This window comes from Streptomyces sp. NPDC026538 (assembly GCF_055567535.1).
This window is the reverse complement of sequence record NZ_JBVHQG010000004.1, coordinates 633,508-659,905: the sequence shown is the minus strand read 5'-3', so window position 1 is coordinate 659,905 and position 26,398 is coordinate 633,508. Positions and strand designations below refer to the sequence as shown.

Here is a 26,398-nt window from a genome sequence, read left to right as displayed (position 1 = left end):
ACAACGTAAGCTGTACCGGTCCCGGAAAGCGGCAAGTGGGGCGATAATGCGCGACACCCTCGGCCGGGCCGCCCTGCGGATTGCTGGGCGGCGTGTCCGAAATAGTGTGTATTGGGTCGGCAGTGTAGAACGGGAGATGTGACGGCAATGGCTACGGAAACTCCCCAGCTCAACGCAGGCCACGCCGTCCCGGCCCCGGGCAGCGAACGGTGACGGCGACCACCCCGGCGCGCACCGGAGACGCCGAGCGCGGCACTCTGGACAAGGCCGCGGACGAGAACTTCCCGGTGGCCCCGTTCTTCCTGCCGAGGGTCTGGCGTGACGACCTGATGGCGGTGTACGGCTTCGCCCGCCTCGTCGACGACATCGGGGACGGCGACCTGGCCCCCGGCGGCGCCGACGCCCGGCTGCTCGGAGTCTCCCCGGAGGAGGCCGAAAACCGCCTGGTCCTCCTGGACGCCTTCGAGGCCGACCTGGGCCGTGTCTTCGACGGCACCCCGCACCACCCTCTGCTGCGCCGCCTCCAGCTCACGGTGGGCCGCCGCGACCTTGCCCCCGAGCCGTTCCTCGGGCTGATCGCCGCCAACCGCCAGGACCAGCTCGTCAAGCGGTACGAGACCTACGACGACCTGCTCGCCTACTGCGAGCTGTCCGCCAACCCCGTCGGCCGCCTGGTCCTCGCCGTCACCGGTACCTCGACCCCCGAGCGGATCCGCCTCTCGGACGCGATCTGTACCGCACTCCAGATCGTCGAACACCTCCAGGACGTGGCCGAGGACCTCGGCCGCGACCGGATTTATCTGCCCGCCGCGGACATGAAGCGCTTTCATGTCCAGGAGGCGGATCTCGCGAGGAAAACCGCGGGCGCATCGGTGCGTGCACTGGTTGCATACGAAGCACAACGCGCCCGCGATCTCCTGAATGAAGGCGCCCCCCTGGTGGGTAGCGTCCACGGCAGGTTGAAGCTGCTGCTCGCGGGGTTCGTGGCGGGGGGAAGGGCGGCGATCGCAGCGATCGCCGCCGCCGAATACGACGTACTTCCCGGCCCGCCCAAGCCCGGCAAGGGCCGGTTGCTGCGTGAGGTGGGCGTGACTCTGCGAGGAGAGGGGTGATCCGGACCGTGGACTCTCCCACACGTGTGTCCGCACCGGTACTCGCCGCCTACAGCTACTGCGAGACCGTCACCGGACAGCAGGCACGGAACTTCGCCTACGGCATCAGGCTGCTGCCTGCGCCCAAGCGGCGCGCCATGTCGGCGCTCTACGCCTTCTCCCGGCGCGTCGACGACATCGGCGACGGCGTGCTGGCCGACGACGTGAAGGCGGCCCGTCTGGAGGACACCCGGGCGCTGCTCGCCCGGGTCCAGGACGGCGCGGTCGACGAGGACGACACTGACCCGGTCGCGGTCGCCCTCGCACACGCCGCCCAGGCCTTCCCGATCCCGCTGGGCGGCCTGGACGAGCTGATCGACGGCGTGCTGATGGACGTTCGCGGCGAGGCCTACGAGACCTGGGACGACCTCAAGGTCTACTGCCGCTGTGTGGCCGGCGCGATCGGTCGGCTCTCGCTCGGTGTGTTCGGCACCGACCCGGGGGCGCGCGGGGCCGAGCGCGCGCCGGAGTATGCCGACACGCTCGGGCTCGCGCTCCAGCTCACCAACATCCTCCGGGACATCCGCGAGGACGCCGGGAACGGCCGTACCTATCTGCCCGTCGACGACCTCGCCAAGTTCGGCTGTGCCGCCGGGTTCCACGGGCCGACCCCGCCGGAGGGCTCGGACTTCGCGGGGCTGGTGCACTTCGAAGTGCGGCGCGCCCGTGCCCTGTTCGCCGAGGGCTACCGGCTGCTGCCCATGCTCGACCGGCGCAGCGGCGCCTGTGTCGCCGCCATGGCCGGCATCTACCGCCGGCTGCTCGACCGCATCGAACGGGAACCGGAGGCGGTGCTGCGCGGCCGGGTCTCGCTGCCCGGACGCGAGAAGGCGTACGTCGCCGTGCGCGGCCTGTCCGGACTCGACACCCGGCGCCACACCTCCCGCCGGACCGTCAGGAGGCGCGCCTGATGGACAACGTGGGCCAGGCTGACGCCACCGGAGAAAAACGGCAGGCAACCCTCCGGTGCGGCGTGGCGTCCCTGACTGCGACGGCCCGCCCTGCCCCGTTCCACCGGCACGGCGGGCGGGCAGGGGAGGCTGCACGATGACCGACGGCACGCGATCCGAACGGACGCACGACGACATCCCGTCCGGGCGCACCGCCGTCGTGATCGGCGGCGGGCTGGCCGGCGTCACGACCGCGCTGGCACTCGCCGACGCCGGGGTGCACGTGACGCTGCTCGAGGGCAGGCCGCGCCTCGGCGGGCTCGCCTTCTCCTTCCAGCGCGGCGACCTGACCGTCGACAACGGCCAGCATGTGTACCTGCGTTGCTGCACCGCCTACCGCTGGTTCCTCGACCGCATCGAGGGCGCGGCGCTGGCACCGCTCCAGGACCGGCTCGACGTGCCCGTGCTCGACCTCGCCAAACCCGAGGGGCGCCGGCTCGGCAGACTCCGCCGGGATCCCTTGCCGGTACCCCTGCATCTGGGACGCAGCCTCGCCGCCTACCCGCATCTCTCGCTCGCCGAGCGCGCCAGAGTGGGCCAGGCCGCTCTCGCCCTCCGAGCACTCGATCTCGGCGATCCCTCGCTCGACGCACAGGACTTCGGCAGCTGGCTGGCTGCCCGAGGCCAGTCTGCGCGGGCCATCGAGGCACTGTGGGACCTGGTGGGGGTCGCCACCCTCAACGCGGTGGCCCAGGACGCCTCCCTGGCGCTCGCCGCGATGGTGTTCAAGACCGGTCTGCTGTCCGACCCGGGCGCGGCCGACATCGGCTGGGCCCATGTGCCGCTGGGCGAACTGCACGACCGACTGGCCCGCAAGGCGCTCGACTCCGCGGGCGTGCGCACCGAGGTCCGTACACGCGTCACCTCCGTCTCCACTAACGAGAACGGGACGTGGAGCGTTCAGGTTCCCGGCGAGACGCTCACCGCCGACACCGTGGTGCTCGCCGTGGCCCAGCGCGAGGCGTACGACCTGCTGCCCGAGGGTGCCCTCGACGCCCCGGAGAACCTGCTGGAGATCGGCACCGCGCCGATCCTCAACGTCCATGTGGTCTACGACCGCACGGTCCTCACCAAGCCGTTCTTCGCGGCCCTGGGCACCCCGGTCCAGTGGGTGTTCGACCGCACCCACGCCTCCGGACTGCGCGAGGGCCAGTACCTCGCACTGTCCCAGTCGGCCGCCCAGGACGAGATCGACACACCGGTGGCCGTCCTGCGCGAGCGCTATCTGCCCGAGCTGGAACGGCTGTTGCCCGGCGCGCGCGGCGCCGCGGTCAAGGACTTCTTCGTGACCCGGGAGCGCACCGCGACCTTCGCCCCCACCCCCGGCGTCGGGCGGCTGCGGCCCGGCGCCCGCACCAAGGCACCCGGCCTCTATCTGGCCGGAGCGTGGACCGCCACAGGGTGGCCCGCGACCATGGAGAGTGCGGTCCGCAGCGGTGTGAACGCGGCCGACGCCGTGCTGCGCACCCTGGGCCGGCCCCGCCCCCGTCGCCTCTTCGAGTTCGAGGAGGCAGCGTGATGCTCGATCAGCAGGCGGCAGGCCCCCGCACCCCCGGTACCGCAACAAGAGGAGAAACTGTGCCCACTGTGCCCCCGGCCGAGACGGCTGCCGACGCGGTGGACGTGACCGCGCTCCTGGAGCGCGGCCGGACCCTTGCCAACCCGGTACTGAAGGCGGCCGTCGACCGCCTGGCACCTCCCATGGACACCGTGGCCGCCTACCACTTCGGCTGGATCGACGCCGAGGGCAACCCCGCCGACGGCGACGGCGGCAAGGCCGTACGGCCCGCGCTCGCCGTGCTCTCCGCCGAGGTCACCGGCGCCGCCCCCGAGATCGGCATCCCCGGTGCCGTCGCCGTCGAACTCGTCCACAACTTCTCGCTGCTGCACGACGACCTGATGGACGGCGACGAACAGCGCCGCCACCGTGACACCGTCTGGAAGGTGCACGGCCCCGCCCAGGCCATCCTGGTCGGCGACGCCCTGTTCGCCCTCGCCAACGAGGTGCTGCTGGAACTCGGCACCGTCGAGGCCGGCCGCGCCACCCGCCGGCTCACCACCGCCACCCGCGCCCTGATCGACGGCCAGGCACAGGACATCTCCTACGAGCACCGCGACCGGGTCAGCGTCGAGGAGTGCCTGGAGATGGAGGGCAACAAGACCGGCGCGCTGCTCGCCGCCTCCAGCTCCATCGGCGCGGTGCTCGGCGGCGCCGACGACCGCACCGCCGACACCCTGGAGAAGTACGGCTACCACCTCGGCCTCGCCTTCCAGGCCGTCGACGACCTCCTCGGCATCTGGGGCGACCCGGACTCCACCGGTAAGCAGACCTGGAGCGACCTGCGCCAGCGCAAGAAGTCCCTGCCGGTGGTCGCCGCGCTCGCGGCGGGCGGCCCCGCCTCCGAGCGGCTCGGCGAGATCCTCGCCGCCGACGCCAAGAGCAGTGACTTCGAGAACTTCTCCGAGGAGGAGTTCGCCGCCCGCGCCGCCCTCATCGAGGAAGCCGGCGGCCGTGAGTGGACCGCCGAAGAGGCGCGTCGTCAGCACACCATCGCCATCGAGGCCCTGCACGCCGTCGACATGCCCGACCTGGTCCGGGCGCAGTTCACGGCGCTCGCGGACTTCGTCGTCGTACGAAAGAGATGATCATTATCGGTCGAATAGCCCTCGCGTAGTCGCCGGCCGGTGCGAGCGCGCAACCAGCACCGGCCGACGGCGGACCCACAGCAGAACGATTTCGCACGACTGCACGAAGGGGAAGCCATGACAGCGACGACCGACGGAAGCACCGGGGCCACCCTGCCGCCCCGCGCTGCCTCGGCCAGCACCGACCTCACCACCCCCGCGGCGGCCGGGGTACAAGAAGCCGCCGAACGCGCCGCGAGGCGTGCCACCGACCATCTGCTCGCCCGGCAGGACGCGCAGGGCTGGTGGAAAGGTGACCTGGAGACCAACGTCACCATGGACGCCGAGGACCTGCTGCTCCGTCAGTTCCTCGGTATCCGGGACGAGTCCACGACGGCCGGCGCCGCGCTCTTCATCCGCGGCGAGCAGCGCGAGGACGGCACCTGGGCCACCTTCTACGGCGGCCCGGGCGAACTCTCCACCACCATCGAGGCGTACGTCGCCCTGCGGCTGGCCGGGGACGCTCCCGACGCGCCCCACATGGCGAAGGCGTCGGCCTGGATCCGCGAGCGCGGCGGGATCGCCGCCGCCCGGGTCTTCACCCGGATCTGGCTGGCCCTGTTCGGCTGGTGGAAGTGGGAGGACCTGCCCGAACTCCCGCCGGAGCTCCTGTACTTCCCCAAGTGGTTCCCGCTCAGCATCTACAACTTCGGCCAGTGGGCCCGGCAGACCATCGTGCCGCTCACCGTCGTCTCCGCCAAACGCCCGGTACGCCCCGCACCCTTCCCGCTGGACGAGCTCCACACCGACCCGGCCACCCCCAACCCGCCGCAGCCCCTTGCCCCGGTGGCCAGTTGGGAGGGCGTCTTCCAGCGGCTCGACAAGGTTGTCCGCGGCTACCGCAAGGTCGCGCTGCGCCGGCTGCGCGGCTCCGCCCTGAACTCGGCCGGCCGCTGGATCGTCGAACGCCAGGAGAACGACGGCGCCTGGGGCGGCATCCAGCCGCCGGCCGTGTACTCGGTGATCGCCCTGCACCTGCTCGGCTACGACCTCGAACACCCCGTGATGCGCGCCGGCCTGGAGTCGCTGGATCGTTACGCCGTGTGGCGCGAGGACGGCGCCCGGATGATCGAGGCCTGCCAGTCCCCGGTCTGGGACACCTGTCTGGCCGCCATCGCCCTCGCCGACGCGGGCCTGCCCGCCGACCATCCGCAACTGGTCAAGGCCGCCGACTGGATGCTCGGCGAGCAGATCGTGCGGCCCGGCGACTGGGCCGTGAAGCGCCCCCAGCTCCCGCCGGGCGGCTGGGCGTTCGAGTTCCACAACGACAACTACCCCGACATCGACGACACCGCCGAGGTCGTCCTCGCGCTGCGCCGGGTCAAGCACCACGACCCGGAGCGGATGGAGAAGGCCATCGGCCGCGGGGTGCGCTGGAACCTCGGTATGCAGTCGAAGAACGGCGCCTGGGGCGCCTTCGACGTCGACAACACCAGCCCGTTCCCCAACCGGCTGCCGTTCTGCGACTTCGGCGAGGTCATCGACCCGCCCTCGGCCGACGTCACCGCGCACGTCGTGGAGATGCTCGCCTTCGAGGGCATGGCCCACGACCCGCGCACCCGGCGCGGCATCGAGTGGCTGCTGGCCGAACAGGAGCCGGACGGCTCGTGGTTCGGGCGCTGGGGTGTCAACTACGTGTACGGCACCGGCTCCGTGGTGCCCGCGCTGACCGCGGCCGGGCTGCCCGCCTCGCATCCGGCGATCAGACGCGCGGTGACCTGGCTGGAGCAGGTCCAGAACGAGGACGGCGGCTGGGGCGAGGACCTGCGCTCCTACAAGTACGCCGGCGAATGGAGCGGGCGCGGCGCCTCCACCGCCTCCCAGACGGCGTGGGCGCTGATGGCGCTGCTCGCCGCCGGGGAGAAGGACTCCAAGGCCGTCGAGCGGGGCGTGCGGTGGCTCGCCGAGACCCAGCAGGAGGACGGCTCCTGGGACGAGCCCTACTTCACCGGCACCGGGTTCCCCTGGGACTTCTCCATCAACTACCACCTCTACCGGCAGGTCTTCCCGCTCACCGCGCTCGGCCGGTACCTCCACGGCGAGCCCATGCCCGAGGCCGAGAGGAGCTGAATGAGTACCACGCCCGCTCCGGCTCCGCTGCTGATCGCCTGCGCGCTCGGCATCGAGCACTTGGCCCTGCGCGCCGGCGAACGTGGCGGCGCGGGCGGGCCGGTCACCGTGCTGCGCACCGGCATGGGCCCCAGGGCGGCGGAACGGTCCGTCACCCGGGTCCTGACCGACCCGGCGCTCGCCGGTGCCGCCGTGCTGGCCACCGGCTTCTGCGCGGGACTGGCCCCCGGGATGCACCCCGGGGACCTGGTCGTCGCCGAGGAGACCCGGGACCCGCGCGGCAGTGTCCCCTGCGTCGGCACCGAACTCCTCGTGAAAGAACTCGTGCGGACCGTACCCGGCCGCACTGTCCACACCGGCCCCGTCACCGGCTCCGATCACGTCGTCCGCGGTCACGAACGGTCCGATCTGCTCGCGACCGGCGCGATCGCGGTCGACATGGAGTCGGCGGCCACGCTCCTGAGCGCCGTGCGCGCGGGCGAACGCCCGGTTGCGGCCGTCAGGGTGGTCGTGGACGCTCCTGAACATGAACTCGTCCGGATCGGCACGGTGCGCGGTGGAATATCGGCTTTCCGCGTTCTTCGATCCGTTCTTCCTGCTTTCTTCGAATGGCACCGTTCTTTGTTGCTCCCCCGGAGGTGAGCCAGATGGCCATGCCGCTGCGCCAGTCCATCAAGGTCGCGACTTACTTGGCTGAACAGAAGCTCCGCAAGCGGGACAAGTTCCCACTGATCGTGGAGCTGGAACCCCTCTTCGCATGCAACCTGAAGTGCGAGGGCTGCGGCAAGATCCAGCACCCGGCAGGCGTGCTCAAGCAGCGCATGCCGGTCGCCCAGGCCGTCGGGGCGGTGTTGGAGTCCGGTGCGCCGATGGTGTCCATCGCAGGCGGCGAGCCCCTGATGCACCCGCAGATCGACGAGATCGTGCGGCAGTTGGTGGCGAAGAAGAAGTACGTCTTCCTCTGCACCAACGCCATGCTGCTGCGCAAGAAGATGGACAAGTTCACCCCCTCTCCCTACTTCGCCTTCGCGGTGCACATCGACGGGCTGCGCGAGCGGCACGACGAATCCGTGGCGAAGGAGGGCGTGTTCGACGAGGCGGTGGCGGCCATGAAGGAGGCCAAGCGGCGCGGCTTCCGGGTGACCACCAACTCGACCTTCTTCAACACCGACACCCCGCAGACCATCATCGAGGTGCTCAACTTCCTCAACGACGACCTCAAGGTCGACGAGATGATGATCTCGCCCGCCTACGCCTACGAGAAGGCCCCCGACCAGGAGCACTTCCTCGGCGTGGCACAGACCCGCGAGCTGTTCAAGAAGGCCTTCGCGGGCGGCAACCGGCGCAAGTGGCGACTCAACCACTCCCCGCTCTTCCTGGACTTCCTGGAGGGCAAGGTCGACTTCCCGTGCACGGCCTGGGCGATCCCGAACTACTCGCTCTTCGGCTGGCAGCGCCCCTGCTACCTGATGAGCGACGGGTACGTGCCGACGTACCGCGAGCTCATCGAGGAGACCGACTGGGACAAGTACGGCCGCGGCAAGGACCCGCGCTGCGCCAACTGCATGGCGCACTGCGGCTACGAGCCCACCGCCGTCCTCGCCACCATGGGGTCCCTGAAGGAGTCGCTGCGCGCCATGCGCGAGACGGTCACCGGAAACCGGGAGTGACCGCATGACCGCCATCTCCCTGGGCCTCCCCGAGGTCCCGGCCCGGCCGGTCGCCGAGCGGCGTGTGTCGCGGCAGATCAACGTCGGACCGGTGGCCGTCGGGGGCGGTGCCCCGGTGTCGGTGCAGTCGATGACCACGACCCGTACGTCGGACATCGGCGCCACCCTCCAGCAGATCGCCGAGCTGACCGCGTCCGGCTGCCAGATCGTCCGCGTCGCCTGCCCCACGCAGGACGACGCGGACGCCCTGGCGACCATCGCGAGGAAGTCCCAGATCCCGGTGATCGCGGACATCCACTTCCAGCCCAAGTACGTGTTCGCGGCGATCGAGGCCGGCTGCGCGGCCGTCCGCGTCAATCCCGGCAACATCAAGAAGTTCGACGACCAGGTGCGGGAGATCGCGCGGGCCGCGAAGGATCACGGCACGCCGATCCGGATCGGGGTCAACGCCGGCTCGCTGGACCGCCGGCTCCTCGAGAAGTACGGCAAGGCGACCCCGGAAGCGCTTGTCGAGAGCGCTCTCTGGGAGGCCTCGCTCTTCGAGGAGCACGACTTCCGGGACATCAAGATCTCCGTCAAGCACAACGACCCGGTCGTGATGATCGAGGCCTACCGGCAGCTGGCCGCCCAGTGCGACTACCCGCTGCACCTCGGCGTCACGGAGGCCGGGCCGGCCTTCCAGGGCACGATCAAGTCGGCGGTCGCCTTCGGCGCGCTGCTCTCCCAGGGCATCGGCGACACCATCCGGGTGTCGCTGTCCGCCCCGCCGGCCGAGGAGGTCAAGGTCGGCATCCAGATCCTGGAGTCCCTGAACCTCAAGCAGCGGCGCCTGGAGATCGTCTCCTGCCCGTCCTGCGGGCGCGCCCAGGTCGACGTCTACAAGCTGGCGGACGAGGTGACGGCGGGGCTGGAGGGGATGGAAGTTCCCTTGCGCGTCGCCGTCATGGGATGCGTGGTCAACGGCCCGGGCGAGGCACGGGAGGCCGACCTGGGCGTCGCCTCCGGCAACGGCAAGGGCCAGATCTTCGTCAAGGGCGAGGTCATCAAGACCGTGCCCGAGTCGAAGATCGTGGAGACCCTCATCGAGGAAGCGATGAAGATCGCCGAACAGATGGAGCAGGACGGCGCCGGGTCCGGAACACCCGCCGTCACCGTGAGCTGAACAGCACGGACCGAGAGGGGGCCGAGCGTGACGATTCTGGAGACCATCCGGGGACCACGCGACCTGAAGGCGCTGTCCGAGGCGGAGCTTGGTGAACTGTCCGAAGAAATACGTGAGTTCCTGGTGCACGCGGTCGCCAGGACCGGCGGTCACCTCGGCCCCAACCTGGGCGTCGTGGAACTGACCGTCGCACTGCACCGGGTCTTCGAGTCCCCGGCCGACCGCATCCTCTGGGACACCGGTCACCAGAGTTATGTGCACAAGCTGCTGACCGGCCGTCAGGACTTCTCCAAGCTGCGCGGCAAGGGCGGCCTGTCCGGGTACCCTTCGCGCGAGGAGTCCGAGCACGACATCATCGAGAACAGCCACGCCTCCACCGCGCTCGGCTGGGCCGACGGCCTGGCCAAGGCCCGCCAGGTGCAGGGGGAGAAGGGCCATGTCGTCGCGGTGATCGGCGACGGCGCGCTGACCGGCGGGATGGCCTGGGAGGCGCTCAACAACATCGCGGCCGCCAAGGACCGGCCGCTGATCATCGTCGTCAACGACAACGAGCGGTCGTACGCGCCCACCATCGGCGGCCTCGCCAACCATCTCGCCGCCCTGCGCACGACCGACGGCTACGAGAAGATGCTGGCCTGGGGCAAGGACGTACTCCTGCGCACCCCGGTCGTCGGCCACACCGTCTACGAGTCCCTGCACGGTGCCAAGAAGGGCTTCAAGGACGCCTTCGCCCCGCAGGGCATGTTCGAGGACCTGGGCCTCAAGTATGTCGGCCCGATCGACGGCCACGACATCAGGGCGGTCGAGTCTGCGCTCAGACGCGCGAAGCGCTTCCACGGGCCGGTGCTGGTGCACTGCCTCACGGAGAAGGGGCGCGGGTACGAACCCGCCCTCGCCCACGAGGAGGACCACTTCCACACCGTCGGCGTGATGGACCCGCTCACCTGCGAGCCGCTCGCGCCGTCCAACGGGCCGTCCTGGACGTCGGTGTTCGGCGACGAGATCGTGCGCATCGGCGAGGAGCGCGACGACGTCGTGGCGATCACCGCGGCCATGCTGCACCCGGTCGGCCTCGGCAAGTTCGCGGCGCGTTTCCCCGACCGGGTCTGGGACGTGGGCATCGCCGAGCAGCACGCGGCGGTCTCGGCGGCGGGTCTCGCGACCGGCGGGCTGCACCCTGTCGTCGCCGTCTACGCCACGTTCCTGAACCGTGCCTTCGACCAGTTGCTGATGGACGTGGCGCTGCACCGCTGCGGGGTGACGTTCGTCCTGGACCGGGCAGGTGTCACAGGGGTCGACGGTGCCTCCCACAACGGGATGTGGGACATGTCCGTGCTCCAGGTGGTCCCGGGCCTGCGGATCGCCGCCCCGCGCGACGCCGAGCAGCTGCGCCTCCAGCTGCGGGAGGCGGTCGCCGTGGACGACGCGCCCACGCTGGTGCGGTTCCCGAAGGAGTCGGTGGGTCCGGAGATCCCCGCGGTCGACCGGATCGGCGGACTGGACGTGCTGCACCGTGGTACGGACGCCCAGGTGCTGCTGGTCGCGGTCGGTGTGATGGCGCCGGTCTGCCTCCAGGCCGCGGAGCTGCTGGCCGCCCGGGGTATCGGCTGCACGGTCGTGGACCCCCGTTGGGTCAAGCCCGTGGACCCCGCGCTGCCGGTCCTGGCGGCCCAGCACGAGCTGGTGGCCGTCGTCGAGGACAACAGCCGGGCGGCCGGCGTCGGCGCGGCGGTCGCGCTCGCGCTCGGTGACGCGGAAGTGGACGTGCCGGTACGGCGGTTCGGGATCCCGGAGCAGTTCCTGGCGCATGCGAAGCGGGGGGAGGTGCTGGCCGACATCGGGCTGACGCCGGTGGAGATCGCGGGGCGGATCGGAGCGAGCCTTGCGGGGCGGGGGGCCGAGAGCTCCTACGGGGGTGCCGCAGGGGGTCGTGTGGCGGGTGCGGCGCCGTCCGGGCTGGTCGCGCAGTTCCCCGCGCCCCTACGGGGCGCCTCAGCCGAGGGCGCTGTCATGGATGGCGCTTACGAGGAGAAAGAATGAGCAAGGAGTTCGACCTCGGTGCGCTGCTCGCCGAGCGTGGCGGTGAGCGGTACGAGCTGCACAGCAGGTACCTGAACCATCAGTTGCCGCGCATGCTGCACACCATCGGCTTCGACAAGGTCTACGAGCGGGCCGAGGGCGCCCATTTCTGGGACGAGGACGGCAACGACTACCTGGACATGCTCGCCGGGTTCGGGGTGATGGGCCTGGGCCGCCACCACCCCGTCGTCCGCAAGGCCCTGCACGACGTCCTGGACGCGCAGCTGGCCGACCTCACCCGCTTCGACTGCCAGCCGCTGCCCGGGCTGCTCGCCGAGCGGCTCCTTGCCCACAGCCCGCACCTGGACCGGGTGTTCTTCGGCAACAGCGGCACCGAGGCGGTAGAGACGGCGCTGAAGTTCGCCCGCTTCGCCACCGGCAGACCCCGCGTCCTCTACTGCGACCACGCCTTCCACGGCCTGACCACCGGCTCGCTGTCGGTCAACGGCGAGGACGGCTTCCGGGACGGCTTCGCGCCGCTGCTGCCCGACACCGCCGTACCTCTCGGCGATCTCGACGCCCTGGCACGCGAGCTGAAGAAGGGCGACGTCGCCGCCCTGATCGTCGAGCCGATCCAGGGCAAGGGCGTGCACGAGGCGCCGCCCGGCTACCTGCGCGGCGCCCAGGAGCTGCTGCACAAGCACAAGGCGCTGCTGATCGCCGACGAGGTGCAGACCGGCCTCGGCCGTACCGGCGACTTCTATGCCTACCAGCACGAGGACGGTGTCGAGCCGGACCTGGTGTGCGTGGCCAAGGCGCTGTCCGGCGGTTATGTCCCGGTGGGGGCGACCCTCGGCAAGGACTGGATCTTCAAGAAGGTCTACTCGTCCATGGACCGGGTCCTGGTCCACTCGGCGAGCTTCGGCGCCAACGCCCAGGCGATGGCGGCCGGACTCGCCGTCCTCTCCGTCATGGAGAACGACCAGGTCGTCGCGGGCGCGCGGGTCGTGGGGGAGCAGCTCAGGTCACGGCTCACCGAGCTGATCGACAAGTACGAGCTGCTCGCCGACGTACGTGGCCGGGGTCTGATGATCGGCATCGAGTTCGGCAGGCCCAGCTCGCTCAAGCTCCGCAGCCGCTGGACCATGCTCCAGGCCGCCCGCAAGGGCCTGTTCGCGCAGATGGTCGTCGTACCGCTGCTGCAGCGGCACCGGATCCTCACCCAGGTCTCCGGCGACCATCTGGAGGTCATCAAGCTCATCCCGCCGCTGATCGTCGACGAGACGGACGTGGACCGCTTCGTGGCCGCCTTCACGGACGTGATGGACGACGCGCACAGCGGCGGCGGCCTGATGTGGGACTTCAGCAAGACCCTCATCAAGCAGGCTGTGGCCAACCGCTGACATCCGGCGGGGGCCTCCTGCGGGGGGCCTCCGCCTTTTTGTCTCTGAGGCAAGAAATTTGCCGCTGAGGCAATAGCCGGGCTCAATGGAGACATGAACGCCTCAGACCCGGCGCCTCCCGCCGGTCCCGGCGACGACCTGCCCGCCGTCGCCCCGCAACTGCGCTCCCTGCGCCGCCGCGCCGGCCTCACCCTGGAGGCCGCGGCCCGGGATGCCGGGCTGTCGCCGGCCCACCTCTCCCGGCTGGAGACCGGGCAGCGGCAGCCCTCGCTGCCGATGCTGCTCACCCTCGCTCGTGTCTACGATACGACGGTTTCCGAGCTGCTCGGCGAGACGGTCGCCGACAAGGACGCGATCGTACGGACCGCGGACATGGAGCCGACGCGGGCGGGCGGCTGGACGTACTGGCAGGCCGGGGCGTCCGGCCGCGGCATGCAGGCGCTGCGCGTCCGGGTGCCGTACGGCTCCCAGGGCGACATCGTGCGGGTGCATCCCGGCGAGGAGTGGCTGTACGTCCTGCACGGGCGGCTCCGGCTGCGCCTCGGTGACACCACCCATGTCCTCGCGCCCGGTGACAGTGCCCACTTCGACTCGCTCACCCCGCACCGGCTCGCCGCCGAGGACCACGACGGCGTCGAGCTGCTGTTCGTCCACACCCTGCTGCAGAGTCCCCTGGCCGCGTTGTGCCTGGGGCCGATCACCGGAGAGCTGCCATGAGCAACATGGAGGAGAAGTTCCCCCGGGCCCTGTGGGTCCGGCTGATCATCTACATCGCTGTCGGGCACGTCTTCGCCGCGTTCCTCTACCTGCTGTTCGCCGTCGGCGGCAAGGGCTGAGCACTCCCGTCCTGGGCCGGCTTCAGTCGAGCAGGCGCCCGCGCAGCCGCTCGCGGGTCTCCGGGGTGAGCTTCAGGCCCTGCTCCAGGTACGTGTCGACGTCACCCCACGTCTTCTCGATGCTCTCGAAGGCAGCCGTCAGATATTCCGCGCGGGCCTCGAAGAGCGGGCTCAGCAGTTCCATCACCTCGGGGCTGTACGCGCTGTCCCCGCCGCCGCTGCGCCGCACCCTGTAGCGGCGGTGCTTGGCGTTGGACTCCAGGTAGTCGGCGAGGATCGCGTCCCGCTCCACGCCCACCGCCAGGAGCGTCACGGCTATGGAGACGCCCGCCCGGTCCTTGCCGGCCGCGCAGTGCATCAGCGCCGGGACGCTGTCCTCGGCGAGCCCGTGCAGGACGCGCGAGTGCTCCTCGGTGCGGTCCCTGACGATCGTGCGGTACGAGCTGACCATCCGGTTCGCCGCCTTGCCGTCGCCCAGGAGGCCGCGGAGCTGCTCGATGTCGCCCTCGCGGACCATCGTCCAGAACTCGGCGCCGTGTGCCGGGTCGGTCAGCGGCAGGTTCACGTTCCGAACGCCGGGCAGCTCGACGTCCGGGCCCTCCAGCTTCTGGTCGGCCGCGTTGCGGAAGTCGAAGATCGTGTGCAGGCCGAGGGAGGTGAGGAACTCCGCGTCCTGCTCCGTCGCGTGCGCCAGATGCCCGCTGCGGAACAGCACACCGTGCCGGACCCGGCGCCCGTCCACGGTCGGCAGGCCGCCCACGTCACGGAAGTTGCGCACACCGGCCAGCTCGGGCTCGGTCGACGGGACCTGCTGCGTCACGGGGGCTCCTCCCGGTCGGACCCGTCGGCGCTGCTCGTCGACGGGCACTGGATCGACCATACGACATCGGTTTCCACGGGCAATGAGTTGTCCACAGGCGTTGCCTCCGACGGCCCGTGCCCTTGATGATGTTGGTGCTTGAGCGGATCTGTTGGCACCTGTGTGAGGTTTCTCGTGGTGGACATCGCCGAAAACGGTCGTACCTGGCTCCTGTCGGGCCCAGGCAGCAGCTACGCGCTGCACCTCACGGAGGGCGACGAACTGCTCCACCTGCACTGGGGCCCGAAGATCGGGCTCGCCGACGCCGAGGAGCTCAGCACCCGGGCGCTACCCGGCTACTGGCCGTTCGAGTCCCCGCTGGACGGCCGTGAGGAGTACCCCGTCGAGGGCGGTCCCCGTTTCGTCCGCCCCGCGCTCTCCGTGCGCACCGAGGAGCGCCGCGGCACCGAGTGGACCTTCGAGGCGTACGAGACGGAGGGCGACGCGGCCGACGAGGAGCTGCGTCTGCGCTTCCGGGACGACGGGATCCTCATCACCCTGCACTACCGGATGCGCGGCGACGTCGTCGAGCGCTGGGTGACCGTCGACAACCAGGGGGACGTGTCTTTGGAGCTGCTGCGCGCCGACCCGGCCGCCTGGACGCTCCCCGACCGCGAGGGCTGGCGCCTCTCCCAGCTGCACGGCCGCTGGGCCGCCGAGTCCCGCCTGACCCGCGCGCCCCTCACCTACGGCGAGAAGGTCATCGGCAGCCGCCGCGGCCACACCAGCCACCAGCACCTGCCCTGGGTCGCCCTCGACACCGACGCCACCGAGGAGCGCGGCGAGGTCTGGGGCTGCGCCCTCGGCTGGTCCGGCTCCTGGCGGATCGCCGTCGCCCAACTCCCGGACGCGCGCGTGCAGATCACCGGCGGCGCCGGCTACGACGACTCGGGCCTGCTGATGCTGGCCGAGGGCGAGTCGTACACCAGCCCGGTCTTCGCGGGCCTGTGGACCGACGGCGGCTTCGGCGGGGCCAGCCGGGCCTGGCACGCCTACCAGCGGGCGTACGTCATCCCGGACGCCGACCGGGACCGGCCGGTGCTGTTCAACTCCTGGGAGGCCACCACCTTCGACATCTCCGAGGAGCAGCAGGCCACCCTCGCCCGCCGGGCCGCCGCGATCGGTGTCGAGCTGTTCGTGGTCGACGACGGCTGGTTCGGCAAGCGCACCAGCGACCGCGCGGGCCTCGGCGACTGGACGCCCAACCCGGACCGCTTCCCCAAGGGCCTGGGGCCCCTCGCCGACTACGTACACGCCCTGGGCATGCAGTTCGGCATCTGGGTCGAGCCCGAGATGGTCAACGCGGACAGCGACCTGTACCGCGCGCACCCCGACTGGGTGCAGTACCAGCAGGGAAGAAAGCGGACGGAACTGCGCAATCAGCTCGTCCTCAACCTCGCCCGCGCGGACGTCCAGGAGTACCTCTGGCGGCAGCTCGACACCCTGCTGTCCAGCGCCCCGATCGACTACGTCAAGTGGGACTTCAACCGCTGCTTCACCGACGCGGGCTGGCCCGGTGAGCCCTACCCGCAGCGTCTGTGGGTCGACCACGTGCGCGGGCTGTACGCCCTGCTCGACCGGATCCGGGCGGCCCACCCGAACGTCGCCATCGAGTCCTGCTCCGGCGGTGGCGGCCGGATCGACCTCGGCATCATGAGCCGCACCGACGAGGTGTGGACCTCCGACAACACCGACCCGCTGGACCGGCTCGCCATCCAGCACGGCTTCAGCCAGATCCACCCGGCCCGGGTGATGTCCGCCTGGGTCACCGACAGCCCGAACCACCAGCTCAACGGTCGGGTCAGCAGCCTGCGGTTCCGCTTCGTCAGCTCCATGGCCGGGGCGCTCGGCGTCGGCGGCGACCTCTCGCGGTGGACCGAGGACGAGCTGGCCGAGGCCGGCCGCTGGGTGGAGCTCTACAAGGACATCCGGCCCCTGGTGCAGCGCGGCGACCAGTTCCGGCTGCGGCCGCCGACCGGCGGACTCAGCGCGGTGCAGTACACGCTCGGCGACGAGACCGTGGTCCTCGCCTGGCTCCAGGCGCAGAGCTACGGCGAGCCGATCCCGGCGCTGCGGCTGCGGGGGCTCGACCCGGCCGCGTCGTACGAATGCCGCGAAACGGGCGAAGTGCATCGCGGTGCCGTCCTGCTGCACCACGGGCTGCGTACGGAGTTGCGCGGTGACCTGGATGCGACGGTTATCCGGCTGCGTCGCATCTGAGCCTTCTGTCCGAATTGGTGCCTTCATTACAACTCGGTCTGGAATAAGGGGACGTGGCGTGACGTGCGTGAGGAGCGTCATATTCGTGACCGTCCGTCGCGCGTCATGTTCACGTAATTCCCCTGCCTTTCAGGAGAATTGGAAAAGCGCGTAAGGTCGGAATTCACGGAGGGTGACCGGGAATTCCCGTAACGGATCAAGCGAAACTCGGACAGACGGAACTTGGTGCTTGTTTACGTGCGTCCTACTCGCTTACGTTCGCCACGCATCCGGACGGAACGCCTAATCCTGCCGCCGCCCGGAGTCCCCACACACACTCACCCGTGCCCGGCAGGAGCGGGGGACCCACCAGGTATACCGCCTGTTCCGGTTCCCGGGACGGCTAGGGGTGTAGCCACGTCTTCCCGCGTGGCCGGGCAGCTCCAGCCCGAACCCGACAGCTCACCTCGCAGGCGCCGGAGAGGAATGCGTCATGCCCGCGAAGGGTAAGCACCGCCGCCCCAAGTCCCAGCGTTTCACCCGCTCGATGGCAGTCGCCGGAACCGGTGGCGCCGCGCTGGCCCTGCCGCTCATGGGGGCCACCGGCGCCCACGCGGCCACCTCGCAGCCCGTTTCCGAAAAGACCACGCAGTCGCTTCCGACCGTCGAGAAGACCGTCGTCCAGGATTCCGGCACCGCGAATTCCACGCGCCGCGTCTACACGGTGGTGCCCGGCGACTACCTTTCGAAGATCGCCCGGGATCACCACCTCGACGGCGGCTGGCACCGGCTCTACGCCGACAACCGGCAGGCGGTCGGCGACAACCCCTCGCTGATCCACCCCGGTCTCCGGCTCACGCTCGGCGGCCGCCACGCCGCGACGACGCACACCCCGAGCCCGGACTCCTCCCCGTCGCAGACGCGGTCCCACGCGCAGTCCTCCGCCCCCTCCTCGTCGTCGTCCTCGAACGCGTCCTCGAACGCGGCCTCGAACGCGGCCTCGTCCGCGGACGCGTCGACGACGACCGCCTCCGGTTTCGCCCTCCCGGTGACCGGTGGCACCGTCGGCACCGGCTACCACGTGGCCGGCAGCATGTGGTCCAGCGGCTACCACACCGGCGTCGACTTCGTCGTCCCGACCGGTACCCCGGTCAAGGCGGTCGGCGCGGGCACGGTCGTCACGGCCGGCTGGGGCGGCGCCTACGGCAACCAGGTCGTCATCAGGCTCGCCGACGGCTACTACGCGCAGTACGGCCACCTGTCCGCGCTCTCCGTCTCGGTCGGCCAGACCGTGACCGCGGGCCAGCAGGTCGGCCTCTCCGGTGCCACCGGCAACGTCACCGGCCCGCACCTCCACTTCGAGATCCGGACCACCCCCGACTACGGCTCCGACATCGACCCGGTCGGCTACCTCCGCTCCAAGGGCCTCGCCGTCGGCTGACCCGGAACCCCCACCGATCTGACACGCACTGCGAAGGCCGGACCCCCGATCCCCGGGTCCGGCCTTCGGGCGATCGACGCTTCAACGCCGCTGTTCGGAGGCTTATTCCTGGCTTGGTCGAGTATTTAGGCGTGTCTTATGTCACCGTTCGTCAACCCCTTATTACGGTCGCGTAGGTCACAGTCGAAGGTGAATCATGGTCCGACGTGGCAGACGATTCGAAGAGTGACAATGCATCAGTGATCGGGTCGTACGTGGCGGTGGGGGACAGCTTCACCGAGGGCGTGGGCGACCCAGGCCCCGACGGGGCGTTCGTCGGCTGGGCGGACCGGTTCGCGGTACTGCTGTCGGACCGGCGGCCCGAGGGCGACTTCGAGTACACCAACCTCGCGGTGCGCGGGAAACTGCTCGACCAGATCGTGGCGGACCAGGTGCCGCAGGCCCTGGAACTCGCCCCGGACCTGGTCTCCTTCTCCGCCGGCGGCAACGACATCATCCGCCCCGGCACCGACCCCGACGAGGTGGCCGAGCGGTTCGAGCGGGCCGTGGCCCAACTGACCGAGGCCGTCGGCACGGTTCTGGTGACCACCGGGTTCGACACCCGGGGCGTGCCCGTCCTCAAGCATCTGCGCGGCAAGATCGCCACCTACAACGGCCATGTCCGGGCCGTCGCCGACCGGTACGGCTGCCCGGTTCTCGACCTGTGGTCCCTGAAGACCGTGCAGGACCGGCGGGCCTGGGACGGCGACCGGTTGCACCTGTCTCCCGAAGGGCACACGCGGGTGGCGCTGCGGGCCGGTCAGGCGCTCGGCGTCGAGGTGCCGGCCGACCCGGACCAGCCGTGGCCGCCGTTGCCGCCCCGCGGCACCCTGGAGGTCCGCCGCGACGACGTGCACTGGGCCCGTGAGTACCTGGTGCCGTGGATCGGACGGCGGCTGCGCGGCGAGTCGTCGGGCGACCACGTGACGGCCAAGGGGACGCTCTCCCCGGACGACATCAGGATGCGGATCGCTTCCGTGGCCTGAGGCCATGGGGGCGGGTGAGGGGCGGCATCCTTGCGGGCCGCCCCTCACTGTTCCTCGGGCAGCCCCAGTTCGCGCGCCAGCGCCTCGTCGACCCACTCCTGCGCCCGGGAGCGCGACAGGGCGCCCGGGTACGAGGTGAGCTGGACGGCGAGCCCGTCGAGGAGGGCGGTCAGCCGCAGTGCCGAGGCCGTGGGGTCGGGGCACCGGAACTCACCGGCGGCCACCCCTTCGGCGATGACCTCGGCGAGCGCCGCCTTCCACTGCTGGTCCAGCTCCTTGGTGACCTCTCGCAGGGCGGGTTCGCGCAACGCCACCGCCCAGCCCTCGATCCACAGCCGCCAGCCCTTGGCCTGCCCGGTCGGGGCGTACCAGCGCACCGCCGTCCGCAGCCGGCGCGACGCCGACGTGCGGCGGCCCAGCAGCTTGCGCAGATGCGCCAGGTCGTCCTCGGCGGCGTAGGCGAAGGCAGCGGCGACCAGCTTCTCCTTCGTCGAGAAGTGGTACAGCACCAGCGCGTTGCTCACGCCGAGGGACGAGGCGACATCGGCGATCCGTACCGCCGCCACACCCCGCGCCTCGATCTGCTCGATGGCGGCCCGCAGCAGTTCCTCCCGCCGCTCGGCCACGCTCAACCGCACTCTCGCCACGCGGTCACCCTAATCGGTCGCACCCCCGCGCGTGTTGCCGTCCCGGTCCAGCGGCAGCCGCATGAGCGTGAGGTCCAGCCGGCGGCCGAACTTGACGCCCACCTCCCGGACCGTGCCGGCATGCTCGAAGCCGAACCGCCGGTGCAGCCGGACCGACGCGGTGTTCTCCGCCTCGATGCCGGCGATCATGACGTGGTGGCCGGCCTCCCGCGCCGCGGCGATGAGCGCGCCCAGCAGTGCCGAGCCGATGCCGAGCCCGTGCCGGTCCTCCCGTACGTAGACGGAGTCCTCCACCGTGTGCCGGTAGCCGTCCAGCTCGCGCCACGGGCCGTACACCGCGAAGCCGGCCACCTCGCCCGCCACTTCGGCCACGAACGCCGAGCCGCGCGCCAGATGGGCGGCCAGCCAGGCCGCACCCTCGGCGGGGGCCTGCGTGGTCTCGGTCCACAGCGCCGTCGAATGCTCGACCGCGTGGTTGCGGATCGCGCGGACGGCCTCCGCGTCAGCGGGGCGGGCCGGGCGGATCCGCACCTCCCCATCTCTCTCGTATATTGGATTCATGTCCAACATAGTAGATCCGCCGACGGACTCCCTGGTGGCGGGGATCGCCGCCCGTGTCCGCACCGAGCGGGAGCGCCGCCGCTGGACCCTGGCGCAGCTCGCGGACGCCTCCGGTGTCTCCCCGGCGATGATCAGCCGGATCGAACGCGGCGAGAGCAGCCCCACCGCCGTCGTCCTCGGCAAGCTGTCCGCGGCGTTCCAGCTGAGCGTCGCCTCCCTGCTGGCCCTCGCCGAAGGCGCGCAGGACACCACGGCCGACACCGCGGGAGTGCGGCGCGGCGCCGCCGCGGCCGAGTGGCGCGACCCCGGCACCGGCTACCGGCGCCGCCAGATCACCGGACCGCGGTTCCCGGCGGAGATCGCCGAGATCCGCCTGCCCGCCGGGGCCCGGGTGCCCTATCCGGCGGCCGCCTTCGCCTTCGTACGACAACTCGTCTGGGTCCTCGACGGCCGACTGACCTTCCACGACGGCGACACGGTCCATGAACTCGACGCCGGCGACACCGTCGAACTCGGCCCGCCGGCCGAGCGCGTCTTCGCCAACACCGGCGACGCCGAGTGCCGCTACGCCGTCGTCCTCACCCGCGACACACAGCCGTGAACCCGCCCCTCTCCCGAGGGGGCACCTTCCTGCTGGCCGCCATAGCCGGCACGGCGATCGCGAACAACTACGCCGTCCAGCCCGCGCTCACCGCGGTCGCCGCCGACCTGGACGTGCCGCTCGCCACGATCGGCCTGGTGCCGACCGCCGCGCTCACCGGCTGCATGACCGGCTTCGCCCTGCTGCTCCCGCTCACCGATCGCCTGGCCCCCAACCGCCTGGTCACCGCACAGCTCACCGCCCTGGCCGCCGCCCTCGCCCTGGCCGCCGCCGCACCCGGTCCCGCCGTGCTCCTGACCGCGTACCTGTTCGTCGGCGCCGCCGCGAGCGTGGCGGCCCAGGCCGGAACCATCGCCGGCCGGCACGCCCGGCCCGGCCGCGCCGGATCCGGCGTCGCCCTCGTGGCCGCGGGCATGTCGGCCGGCATCCTGGTCAGCCGGCTGGCGGGAGGCGCCCTCACCGATCTGCTCGGCTGGCGGCGGATGCTCCTGGTCTTCGCGGCCCTCGCCCTGTTCGGCGCGCTCGCCGCCGCCACCCGCCTGCCCCGGCGACGGCCGCACGCCCCCACCGGTTACCGCGCCACCCTCGCGGCACTGCCGGCCCTGCTCCCGCACCACCCGCGGCTGCGTCGCGCGGTGGCCGCCGGAGCGCTCTGGTACTTCGCCTTCAACCTCGTCTGGATCGCCCTCACCCTGGCCCTGGCCCAGCCGCCGCACTCCCTCGGCCCCACCGCCATCGGCCTGTACAGCCTGGCCGGACTCCTCGGCTTCGCGGCGCTCCCGCTCACCGGGCGCCTCACCGACCGGTACGGCCCACGCGCCATGATCAGCGCCGCCCTGCCGGCCGCCGCGGCCGGAACCGCCATACTGGCCACCGGTCTGAACAGCCCGTTCGTCACCGCACTCGGACTCGCCCTCTTCGACGCCGGCTGCTTCGCCGCCCAGGCCGCCAACCAGAGCCGCGTCATCGCCCTCGACCCCGCCCGTTCCGGCAGCCTCAGCAGTGTGTACCTGGTGGTGTACTTCACCGTCGGAGCCCTCGGCACGGCCGTCGCCGCCCCGCTGCTCGACGCCTTCGGCTGGCAGGGCACCACCCTCACCGCGCTCTTCGCGCTGCTCCTCGCTCTGCCGCTCGGGCGCCGTTGAGCACCCGCCCCCTCACCGGTACCAGCCGAACCGTTCCGCGATCACCGGCAGCCGGTCGCTCACCAGGGCGTGAGCCGCGGCACGCGGGGTCGTGCCGTCGGACTCCGCGCGATCCAGCATCAGCTCCACCAGGGCCCGCATCGAGCGGCGGGTGTGGGCGAACGCCTCGTCCGTGTCCGGGCCGATGTCGCCGAACAGGGTCCACCACCACCAGGCGTTGGTACCCGAGTTGACCACCACGTCCGGCAGCACGGTCACCCCGCGCGCCGCGAGCCGCTCCTCCGCCTCGGGCAGCACGGGCATGTTGGCCGCCTCCACGATCCAGCGGGCGGTGACCAGGTGCTCGTTGGCAGCGTCGACGGCGTACGACACCGCCGCCGGCACCAGCACCTCCGCGTCGGCGGACAGCCAGGCGTCGCCCGGCAGTTCGAGATCGCCCGGGCGCAGCACCACGCGGTCGACGGTGCCGTACGCGTCCCGCGCGCGCAGCAGCGCCTCGACGTCCAACCCCGCCGGGTTGGCGATCGTGCCCTTGACGTCGGCGACGGCCACCACCGTGAGCCCCGCGCGGGCCAGGAAACGCGCCGTGGCCCCGCCCATCGTGCCCAGCCCCTGCACCGCGACCCGGGTCCCGGGGTACGGCACCCCGGCCCGGTCCAGGGCCGTCAGCGCCGACTCGGCGACCCCGCAGCCACCGACCAGTTCGTCGAGGCCGATCCCGTCCACCTCGATGGCAAAGGCGTCCGCCAGCCGCCGCCGGGCCGCCGCCTCGTCGTCCAGCAGCGGAAACACGGCCTGGATCGAGGAGACCAGCCCCGCCTCGGCGGCCGCCCGGTCCACCAGGTCCTGGGTCAGCCCGAGGTCCTCGCCGGTGGTCCAGAAGCTCTCGACGTACGGCCGCATGGCGCTCAGGTAGCGGACCAGCAGGGGGTACGCCCCCGGGTCCTGCGGATCGCAGTCGATGCCGCCCTTGGCGCCGCCCAGGGGAATGTAGCGGCCCTCGGGGTTGTAGTGCAGGGCCTCCTTCATCGTCATGCCGCGCGCCAGCCCGGTGACCTCCTCCAGGGTGCAGCCCGGCCGCATCCGCAGACCGCCGCTGGCCACGCCGCGCACCAGCCGGTCGACGACCAGGAAGCCCTGCCGGCCGGTGACGTGGTCGGTCCAGACGAGAGACATCAGTGGAGCGGCCATAGTGGCTCCCGAGAGGTTCGTGAAAGAGGGTGCTACTGAACAGTGGGTCAGTATCCGGAGCTGGGCCGCAGGGTGTCAACGCGGACCACCCGAGGGGCCGACCATAATGGAGGACCCCGGCCACACCACTGGAGGTACCGTGACCCGTTTGCGTTCCCTGAGCTCCGGGCTCCGCGAGCTGCGGCCCGCTGCCTTCGGCGTGGACCCCAGCGGCGAGCGCATGGCCCGCATCCAGGGCTCACCGCACTTCAAGGACGGTGTCTTCCAGAACCCCGGCGGTACCACCCGGATGCGCCCCTCGGGCTCGATGCTGGACTTCGCGAAGACCTACTTCGAGAAGGAGCAGCGCGCCCGCCGCGCTCCCCGGGGCACCGTACCGGTGCACGCCACCACCGTCGCCGACCTCGCCCAGCCCGCCGCGAGCGGGCTGCGGGTGACGTGGATGGGGCACTCCAGCGTGCTCGCGGAGATCGACGGGCACCGCGTCCTGTTCGACCCCGTCTGGGGCGAGCGCTGCTCCCCGTTCCCGTTCGCCGGGCCCAAGCGGCTGCACCCGGCGCCGCTGCCGCTGGCCGCACTCGGCCCGGTCGACGTGGTGGTCATCTCGCACGACCACTACGACCACCTCGACCTGCCCACCATCAAGGCGCTGGCCGGCACGGACACCCTCTTCGCGGTGCCGCTCGGGGTCGGCGCCCACCTCGAACACTGGGGCGTCGCCCCCGACCGGCTGCGCGAGCTGGACTGGCACGAGGAGACCAAGGTCGGCGGGCTCACCCTGACGGCCACCCCGGCCCGCCACTTCTGCGGCCGTGGGCTGCGCAACACCCAGCACACCCTCTGGGCGTCCTGGGTCGTCGCGGGCGAGCGGCACCGGATCTACCACAGTGGTGACACCGGCTACTTCGACGGCTTCAAGGACATCGGCGCCGACCACGGGCCCTTCGACGTGACGATGATCCAGATCGGTGCGTACAGCGAGTTCTGGCCCGACATACACATGACGCCCGAGGAGGGCATGCGGGCCCACCTCGACCTGCAGGGCGGCGGCCCGCACGGGGTGCTGCTGCCGATCCACTGGGGCACCTTCAACCTCGCCCCGCACGCCTGGGCCGAGCCGGGGGAGTGGACGAAGGACGCCGGCGACGTGGCGGCCCAGGCGGTGGCGCTGCCGCGTCCGGGCGAGCCCTTCGAGCCGTCCGTGAGGGTCCCCGCCGAACCGTGGTGGCGCTCGGTGTCGGCGCCGGTCACCGGGCCGTGGCGCAGCGCCGTCCCGCCGCGGAGCGAGGCCGGGCGGCGAGACCTCGACCTGGCCGGCGAAGCGGTGGCGCCGGACGCGGACGATCTTGTGAAGTGAGGGCGCCGCCGGTGTGGCGGTGACGTGAAAGCGGCGTGCATGCCCCTGCACAACTTGGGCAGGGGCATGGGCATGAGTCATGCACATATGCCAACCCCCGCTTTTTTACCGGGACTTGAGCTGTCCCGGCGCTTCTACACGGAGGCCGTGCGCTCGCTGCTGGAAGAGGCCGCCCCCGGCGTTCCGCACTCGGCGGCACGGGTCGGCCCGGGCTCCGAAGTGCTCGGGTACGACACCGAACGCTCCGCCGACCACGAGTGGGGCCCGCGCCTCCAGCTCTTCCTGCACCCCCACGATGTGTCCCGCCATGGCGGGCGGATCAGACATGTGCTCGCCGAACACCTTCCCAAGACCTTTCACGGCTGGCCCACCCACTTCGCCGCCACGGGGGACCGCGACATCCGGGTCATGCGGGCCACCGACGGCCGGGTGCACCACCGGGTCGAAGTGACCGGTGTCTCCTCCTGGTTCCGTGCCGCCCTCGGCTTCGACCCGGCCTCCGGTGTCACCCCGGCGGACTGGCTCGCCACTCCCACCCAGCTCCTCGCCGAGGCCACCGCCGGCGCCGTGTTCCACGACGGACTCCACACTCTCTCCCCGGCCCGGGCCGCCCTGGGCTGGTATCCCCATGACCTCTGGCTCCATGTCCTCGCCTGCCAGTGGCAGCGCATCGCCCAGGAGGAGGCCTTCGTCGGACGCTGCGGCGAGGTCGGCGACGAACTCGGCTCCGCCGTCGAGGCCGCCCGTCTGGTCCGCGACCTCATGCGGCTCTGCCTGCTGATGGACCGGCGCTACCCGCCCTACGGCAAGTGGCTCGGCAGCGCCTTCGCCCGGACCCCCGCGGCCCCTCGGCTCACCCCCGTGCTGACCGCCGCCGTCGCCGCCACGGACTGGCACGCCCGGGAGCGGCACCTGGTGCACGCGTACGAGATCGTCGCCCATCTGCACAACGAGCTGGAGCTCACCGACCGGGTCGACCCGGCCACCCGCCCGTACCACTCCCGGCCCTTCCGGGTGCTGCGCGCCGACCGCTTCACCCGGGCCCTCGTCGCCCGTATCAAGTCCCCTGGCATACGGGAGCTGCCGACGGTCGGCGCGGTGGACCAGTTCGTCGACAGCGCGGACGTCCTGAGCCGCCCGGACCGGACGCGGGCCGTGGCCGACGCGGTGACGGATGCCGACCGGCACGACGGCCCTCCGCGGGAGCGGGCGCACGACGGACGAGGGGAGAGAGGTCACCGTGGGTGATGTTCTGGGGGGTGATGGCGAGGGTGCGGCGCCCTGCCGGTCGCTCCACCGGGCCTGCCGAGGGGGTGCGGACCGACGGCCGGCGAGGGGCGTGGTGTGCCGGTCGCTCCGCTCCTCGCCTTCTGTGTCTGACCGTTTTTGAGCAGGTCGGATCGGTCGTTGGCGGTTGCGGGACGGG

The 26,398-nt window shown here is 71.4% G+C and carries 24 protein-coding genes and 1 riboswitch; of the genes, 20 read left to right on the top strand and 4 right to left on the bottom strand.

The window, feature by feature from the left end:
- Positions 1-209: 209 nt before the first annotated feature.
- The 13 genes from hpnC to ACZ4N4_RS19920 all read left to right on the top strand — a co-directional run bounded on the left by hpnC (position 210) and on the right by ACZ4N4_RS19920 (position 13,946).
- A complete protein-coding gene (gene hpnC, locus ACZ4N4_RS19980; protein WP_467590408.1) occupies positions 210-1,112 on the top strand; it encodes a squalene synthase HpnC in 903 nt (300 codons plus the stop codon).
- The gene (gene hpnD / locus ACZ4N4_RS19975; RefSeq protein WP_467590406.1) at positions 1,109-2,062 is read left to right on the top strand and encodes a presqualene diphosphate synthase HpnD; all 954 of its coding nucleotides are present in this window, start codon (positions 1,109-1,111) and stop codon (positions 2,060-2,062) included. The genes hpnC and hpnD overlap by 4 nt, the downstream gene beginning before the upstream one ends.
- Positions 2,062-2,202: a DUF6380 family protein gene (locus ACZ4N4_RS19970; RefSeq protein WP_453567785.1), complete on the top strand. Its 141-nt coding sequence runs from the start codon at positions 2,062-2,064 to the stop codon at positions 2,200-2,202. The genes hpnD and ACZ4N4_RS19970 overlap by 1 nt, the downstream gene beginning before the upstream one ends.
- Positions 2,199-3,620, top strand: a complete 1,422-nt coding sequence (gene hpnE, locus ACZ4N4_RS19965; RefSeq protein WP_467590402.1) for a hydroxysqualene dehydroxylase HpnE — start codon at positions 2,199-2,201, stop codon at positions 3,618-3,620. The genes ACZ4N4_RS19970 and hpnE overlap by 4 nt, the downstream gene beginning before the upstream one ends.
- A complete protein-coding gene (locus ACZ4N4_RS19960; RefSeq protein ID WP_467590399.1) occupies positions 3,620-4,747 on the top strand; it encodes a polyprenyl synthetase family protein in 1,128 nt (375 codons plus the stop codon). The genes hpnE and ACZ4N4_RS19960 overlap by 1 nt, the downstream gene beginning before the upstream one ends.
- 117 nt (positions 4,748-4,864) lie before the next feature.
- The gene (gene shc, locus ACZ4N4_RS19955; protein WP_453567793.1) at positions 4,865-6,856 is read left to right on the top strand and encodes a squalene--hopene cyclase; all 1,992 of its coding nucleotides are present in this window, start codon (positions 4,865-4,867) and stop codon (positions 6,854-6,856) included.
- Positions 6,857-7,498 (top strand): 5'-methylthioadenosine/S-adenosylhomocysteine nucleosidase family protein, encoded by a 642-nt coding sequence (locus tag ACZ4N4_RS19950; protein WP_467590396.1) that lies wholly within the window; start codon positions 6,857-6,859, stop codon positions 7,496-7,498.
- A 5-nt stretch (positions 7,499-7,503) separates the two neighbouring features.
- Positions 7,504-8,526: an adenosyl-hopene transferase HpnH gene (gene hpnH, locus ACZ4N4_RS19945; protein WP_453378286.1), complete on the top strand. Its 1,023-nt coding sequence runs from the start codon at positions 7,504-7,506 to the stop codon at positions 8,524-8,526.
- 4 nt (positions 8,527-8,530) lie between these two features.
- On the top strand, positions 8,531-9,688 hold the full coding sequence (gene ispG / locus ACZ4N4_RS19940) for a flavodoxin-dependent (E)-4-hydroxy-3-methylbut-2-enyl-diphosphate synthase (protein WP_467590393.1): 1,158 nt from the start codon (positions 8,531-8,533) through the stop codon (positions 9,686-9,688).
- 27 nt (positions 9,689-9,715) lie between these two features.
- A complete protein-coding gene (dxs, locus tag ACZ4N4_RS19935) occupies positions 9,716-11,728 on the top strand; it encodes a 1-deoxy-D-xylulose-5-phosphate synthase (RefSeq protein ID WP_467590390.1) in 2,013 nt (670 codons plus the stop codon).
- A complete protein-coding gene (locus ACZ4N4_RS19930) occupies positions 11,725-13,110 on the top strand; it encodes an aspartate aminotransferase family protein (protein WP_453567803.1) in 1,386 nt (461 codons plus the stop codon). The genes dxs and ACZ4N4_RS19930 overlap by 4 nt, the downstream gene beginning before the upstream one ends.
- 93 nt (positions 13,111-13,203) lie before the next feature.
- Entirely contained in the window at positions 13,204-13,827 is a 624-nt protein-coding gene (locus ACZ4N4_RS19925) for a helix-turn-helix domain-containing protein (RefSeq protein WP_467590387.1), read from the top strand.
- Complete coding sequence (locus tag ACZ4N4_RS19920; protein ID WP_362167358.1) at positions 13,824-13,946, top strand: DUF6126 family protein; 123 nt, start codon at positions 13,824-13,826, stop codon at positions 13,944-13,946. Before ACZ4N4_RS19925 ends, ACZ4N4_RS19920 begins: the two co-directional genes overlap by 4 nt.
- 22 nt (positions 13,947-13,968) lie before the next feature.
- On the opposite strand, the gene ACZ4N4_RS19915 is transcribed toward ACZ4N4_RS19920, so the two are convergent.
- Complete coding sequence (locus ACZ4N4_RS19915) at positions 13,969-14,766, bottom strand: tyrosine-protein phosphatase (RefSeq protein ID WP_453567807.1); 798 nt, start codon at positions 14,764-14,766, stop codon at positions 13,969-13,971.
- Between the two features lie 174 nt (positions 14,767-14,940).
- Between ACZ4N4_RS19915 and ACZ4N4_RS19910 the strand changes: the two genes are divergently transcribed.
- The 3 genes from ACZ4N4_RS19910 to ACZ4N4_RS19900 all read left to right on the top strand — a co-directional run bounded on the left by ACZ4N4_RS19910 (position 14,941) and on the right by ACZ4N4_RS19900 (position 19,470).
- On the top strand, positions 14,941-17,025 hold the full coding sequence (locus tag ACZ4N4_RS19910; RefSeq protein WP_467590661.1) for an alpha-galactosidase: 2,085 nt from the start codon (positions 14,941-14,943) through the stop codon (positions 17,023-17,025).
- Positions 17,026-17,333: 308 nt separating this feature from the next.
- Positions 17,334-17,493, top strand: a riboswitch (cyclic di-AMP (ydaO/yuaA leader).
- A gap of 4 nt (positions 17,494-17,497) precedes the next feature.
- Entirely contained in the window at positions 17,498-18,445 is a 948-nt protein-coding gene (locus tag ACZ4N4_RS19905; RefSeq protein ID WP_467590383.1) for a M23 family metallopeptidase, read from the top strand.
- Positions 18,446-18,684: 239 nt separating this feature from the next.
- Complete coding sequence (locus ACZ4N4_RS19900) at positions 18,685-19,470, top strand: SGNH/GDSL hydrolase family protein (RefSeq protein ID WP_453567810.1); 786 nt, start codon at positions 18,685-18,687, stop codon at positions 19,468-19,470.
- A 44-nt stretch (positions 19,471-19,514) separates the two neighbouring features.
- On the opposite strand, the gene ACZ4N4_RS19895 is transcribed toward ACZ4N4_RS19900, so the two are convergent.
- Entirely contained in the window at positions 19,515-20,117 is a 603-nt protein-coding gene (locus ACZ4N4_RS19895; protein ID WP_453567812.1) for a TetR/AcrR family transcriptional regulator, read from the bottom strand.
- 9 nt (positions 20,118-20,126) lie between these two features.
- A complete protein-coding gene (locus tag ACZ4N4_RS19890; protein ID WP_453567814.1) occupies positions 20,127-20,678 on the bottom strand; it encodes a GNAT family N-acetyltransferase in 552 nt (183 codons plus the stop codon).
- Here ACZ4N4_RS19890 and ACZ4N4_RS19885 point away from each other — a divergent pair.
- On the top strand, positions 20,677-21,279 hold the full coding sequence (locus ACZ4N4_RS19885; protein WP_467590378.1) for a helix-turn-helix domain-containing protein: 603 nt from the start codon (positions 20,677-20,679) through the stop codon (positions 21,277-21,279). The two genes, ACZ4N4_RS19890 and ACZ4N4_RS19885, sit on opposite strands and share 2 nt — an antisense overlap.
- Positions 21,276-22,424 carry an MFS transporter gene (locus ACZ4N4_RS19880; protein ID WP_467590374.1) on the top strand — a complete coding sequence of 383 codons (1,149 nt, stop codon included), beginning with the start codon at positions 21,276-21,278 and terminating at the stop codon, positions 22,422-22,424. The genes ACZ4N4_RS19885 and ACZ4N4_RS19880 overlap by 4 nt, the downstream gene beginning before the upstream one ends.
- Before the next feature lie 12 nt (positions 22,425-22,436).
- On the opposite strand, the gene ACZ4N4_RS19875 is transcribed toward ACZ4N4_RS19880, so the two are convergent.
- Positions 22,437-23,615: a glutamate dehydrogenase gene (locus ACZ4N4_RS19875; RefSeq protein ID WP_453567818.1), complete on the bottom strand. Its 1,179-nt coding sequence runs from the start codon at positions 23,613-23,615 to the stop codon at positions 22,437-22,439.
- 106 nt (positions 23,616-23,721) lie between these two features.
- Here ACZ4N4_RS19875 and ACZ4N4_RS19870 point away from each other — a divergent pair, with 106 nt between their 5' ends.
- Positions 23,722-24,972 carry an MBL fold metallo-hydrolase gene (locus ACZ4N4_RS19870; protein WP_467590371.1) on the top strand — a complete coding sequence of 417 codons (1,251 nt, stop codon included), beginning with the start codon at positions 23,722-23,724 and terminating at the stop codon, positions 24,970-24,972.
- 87 nt (positions 24,973-25,059) lie between these two features.
- The gene (locus ACZ4N4_RS19865; RefSeq protein ID WP_467590369.1) at positions 25,060-26,220 is read left to right on the top strand and encodes a DUF4037 domain-containing protein; all 1,161 of its coding nucleotides are present in this window, start codon (positions 25,060-25,062) and stop codon (positions 26,218-26,220) included.
- Positions 26,221-26,398: the final 178 nt, after the last annotated feature.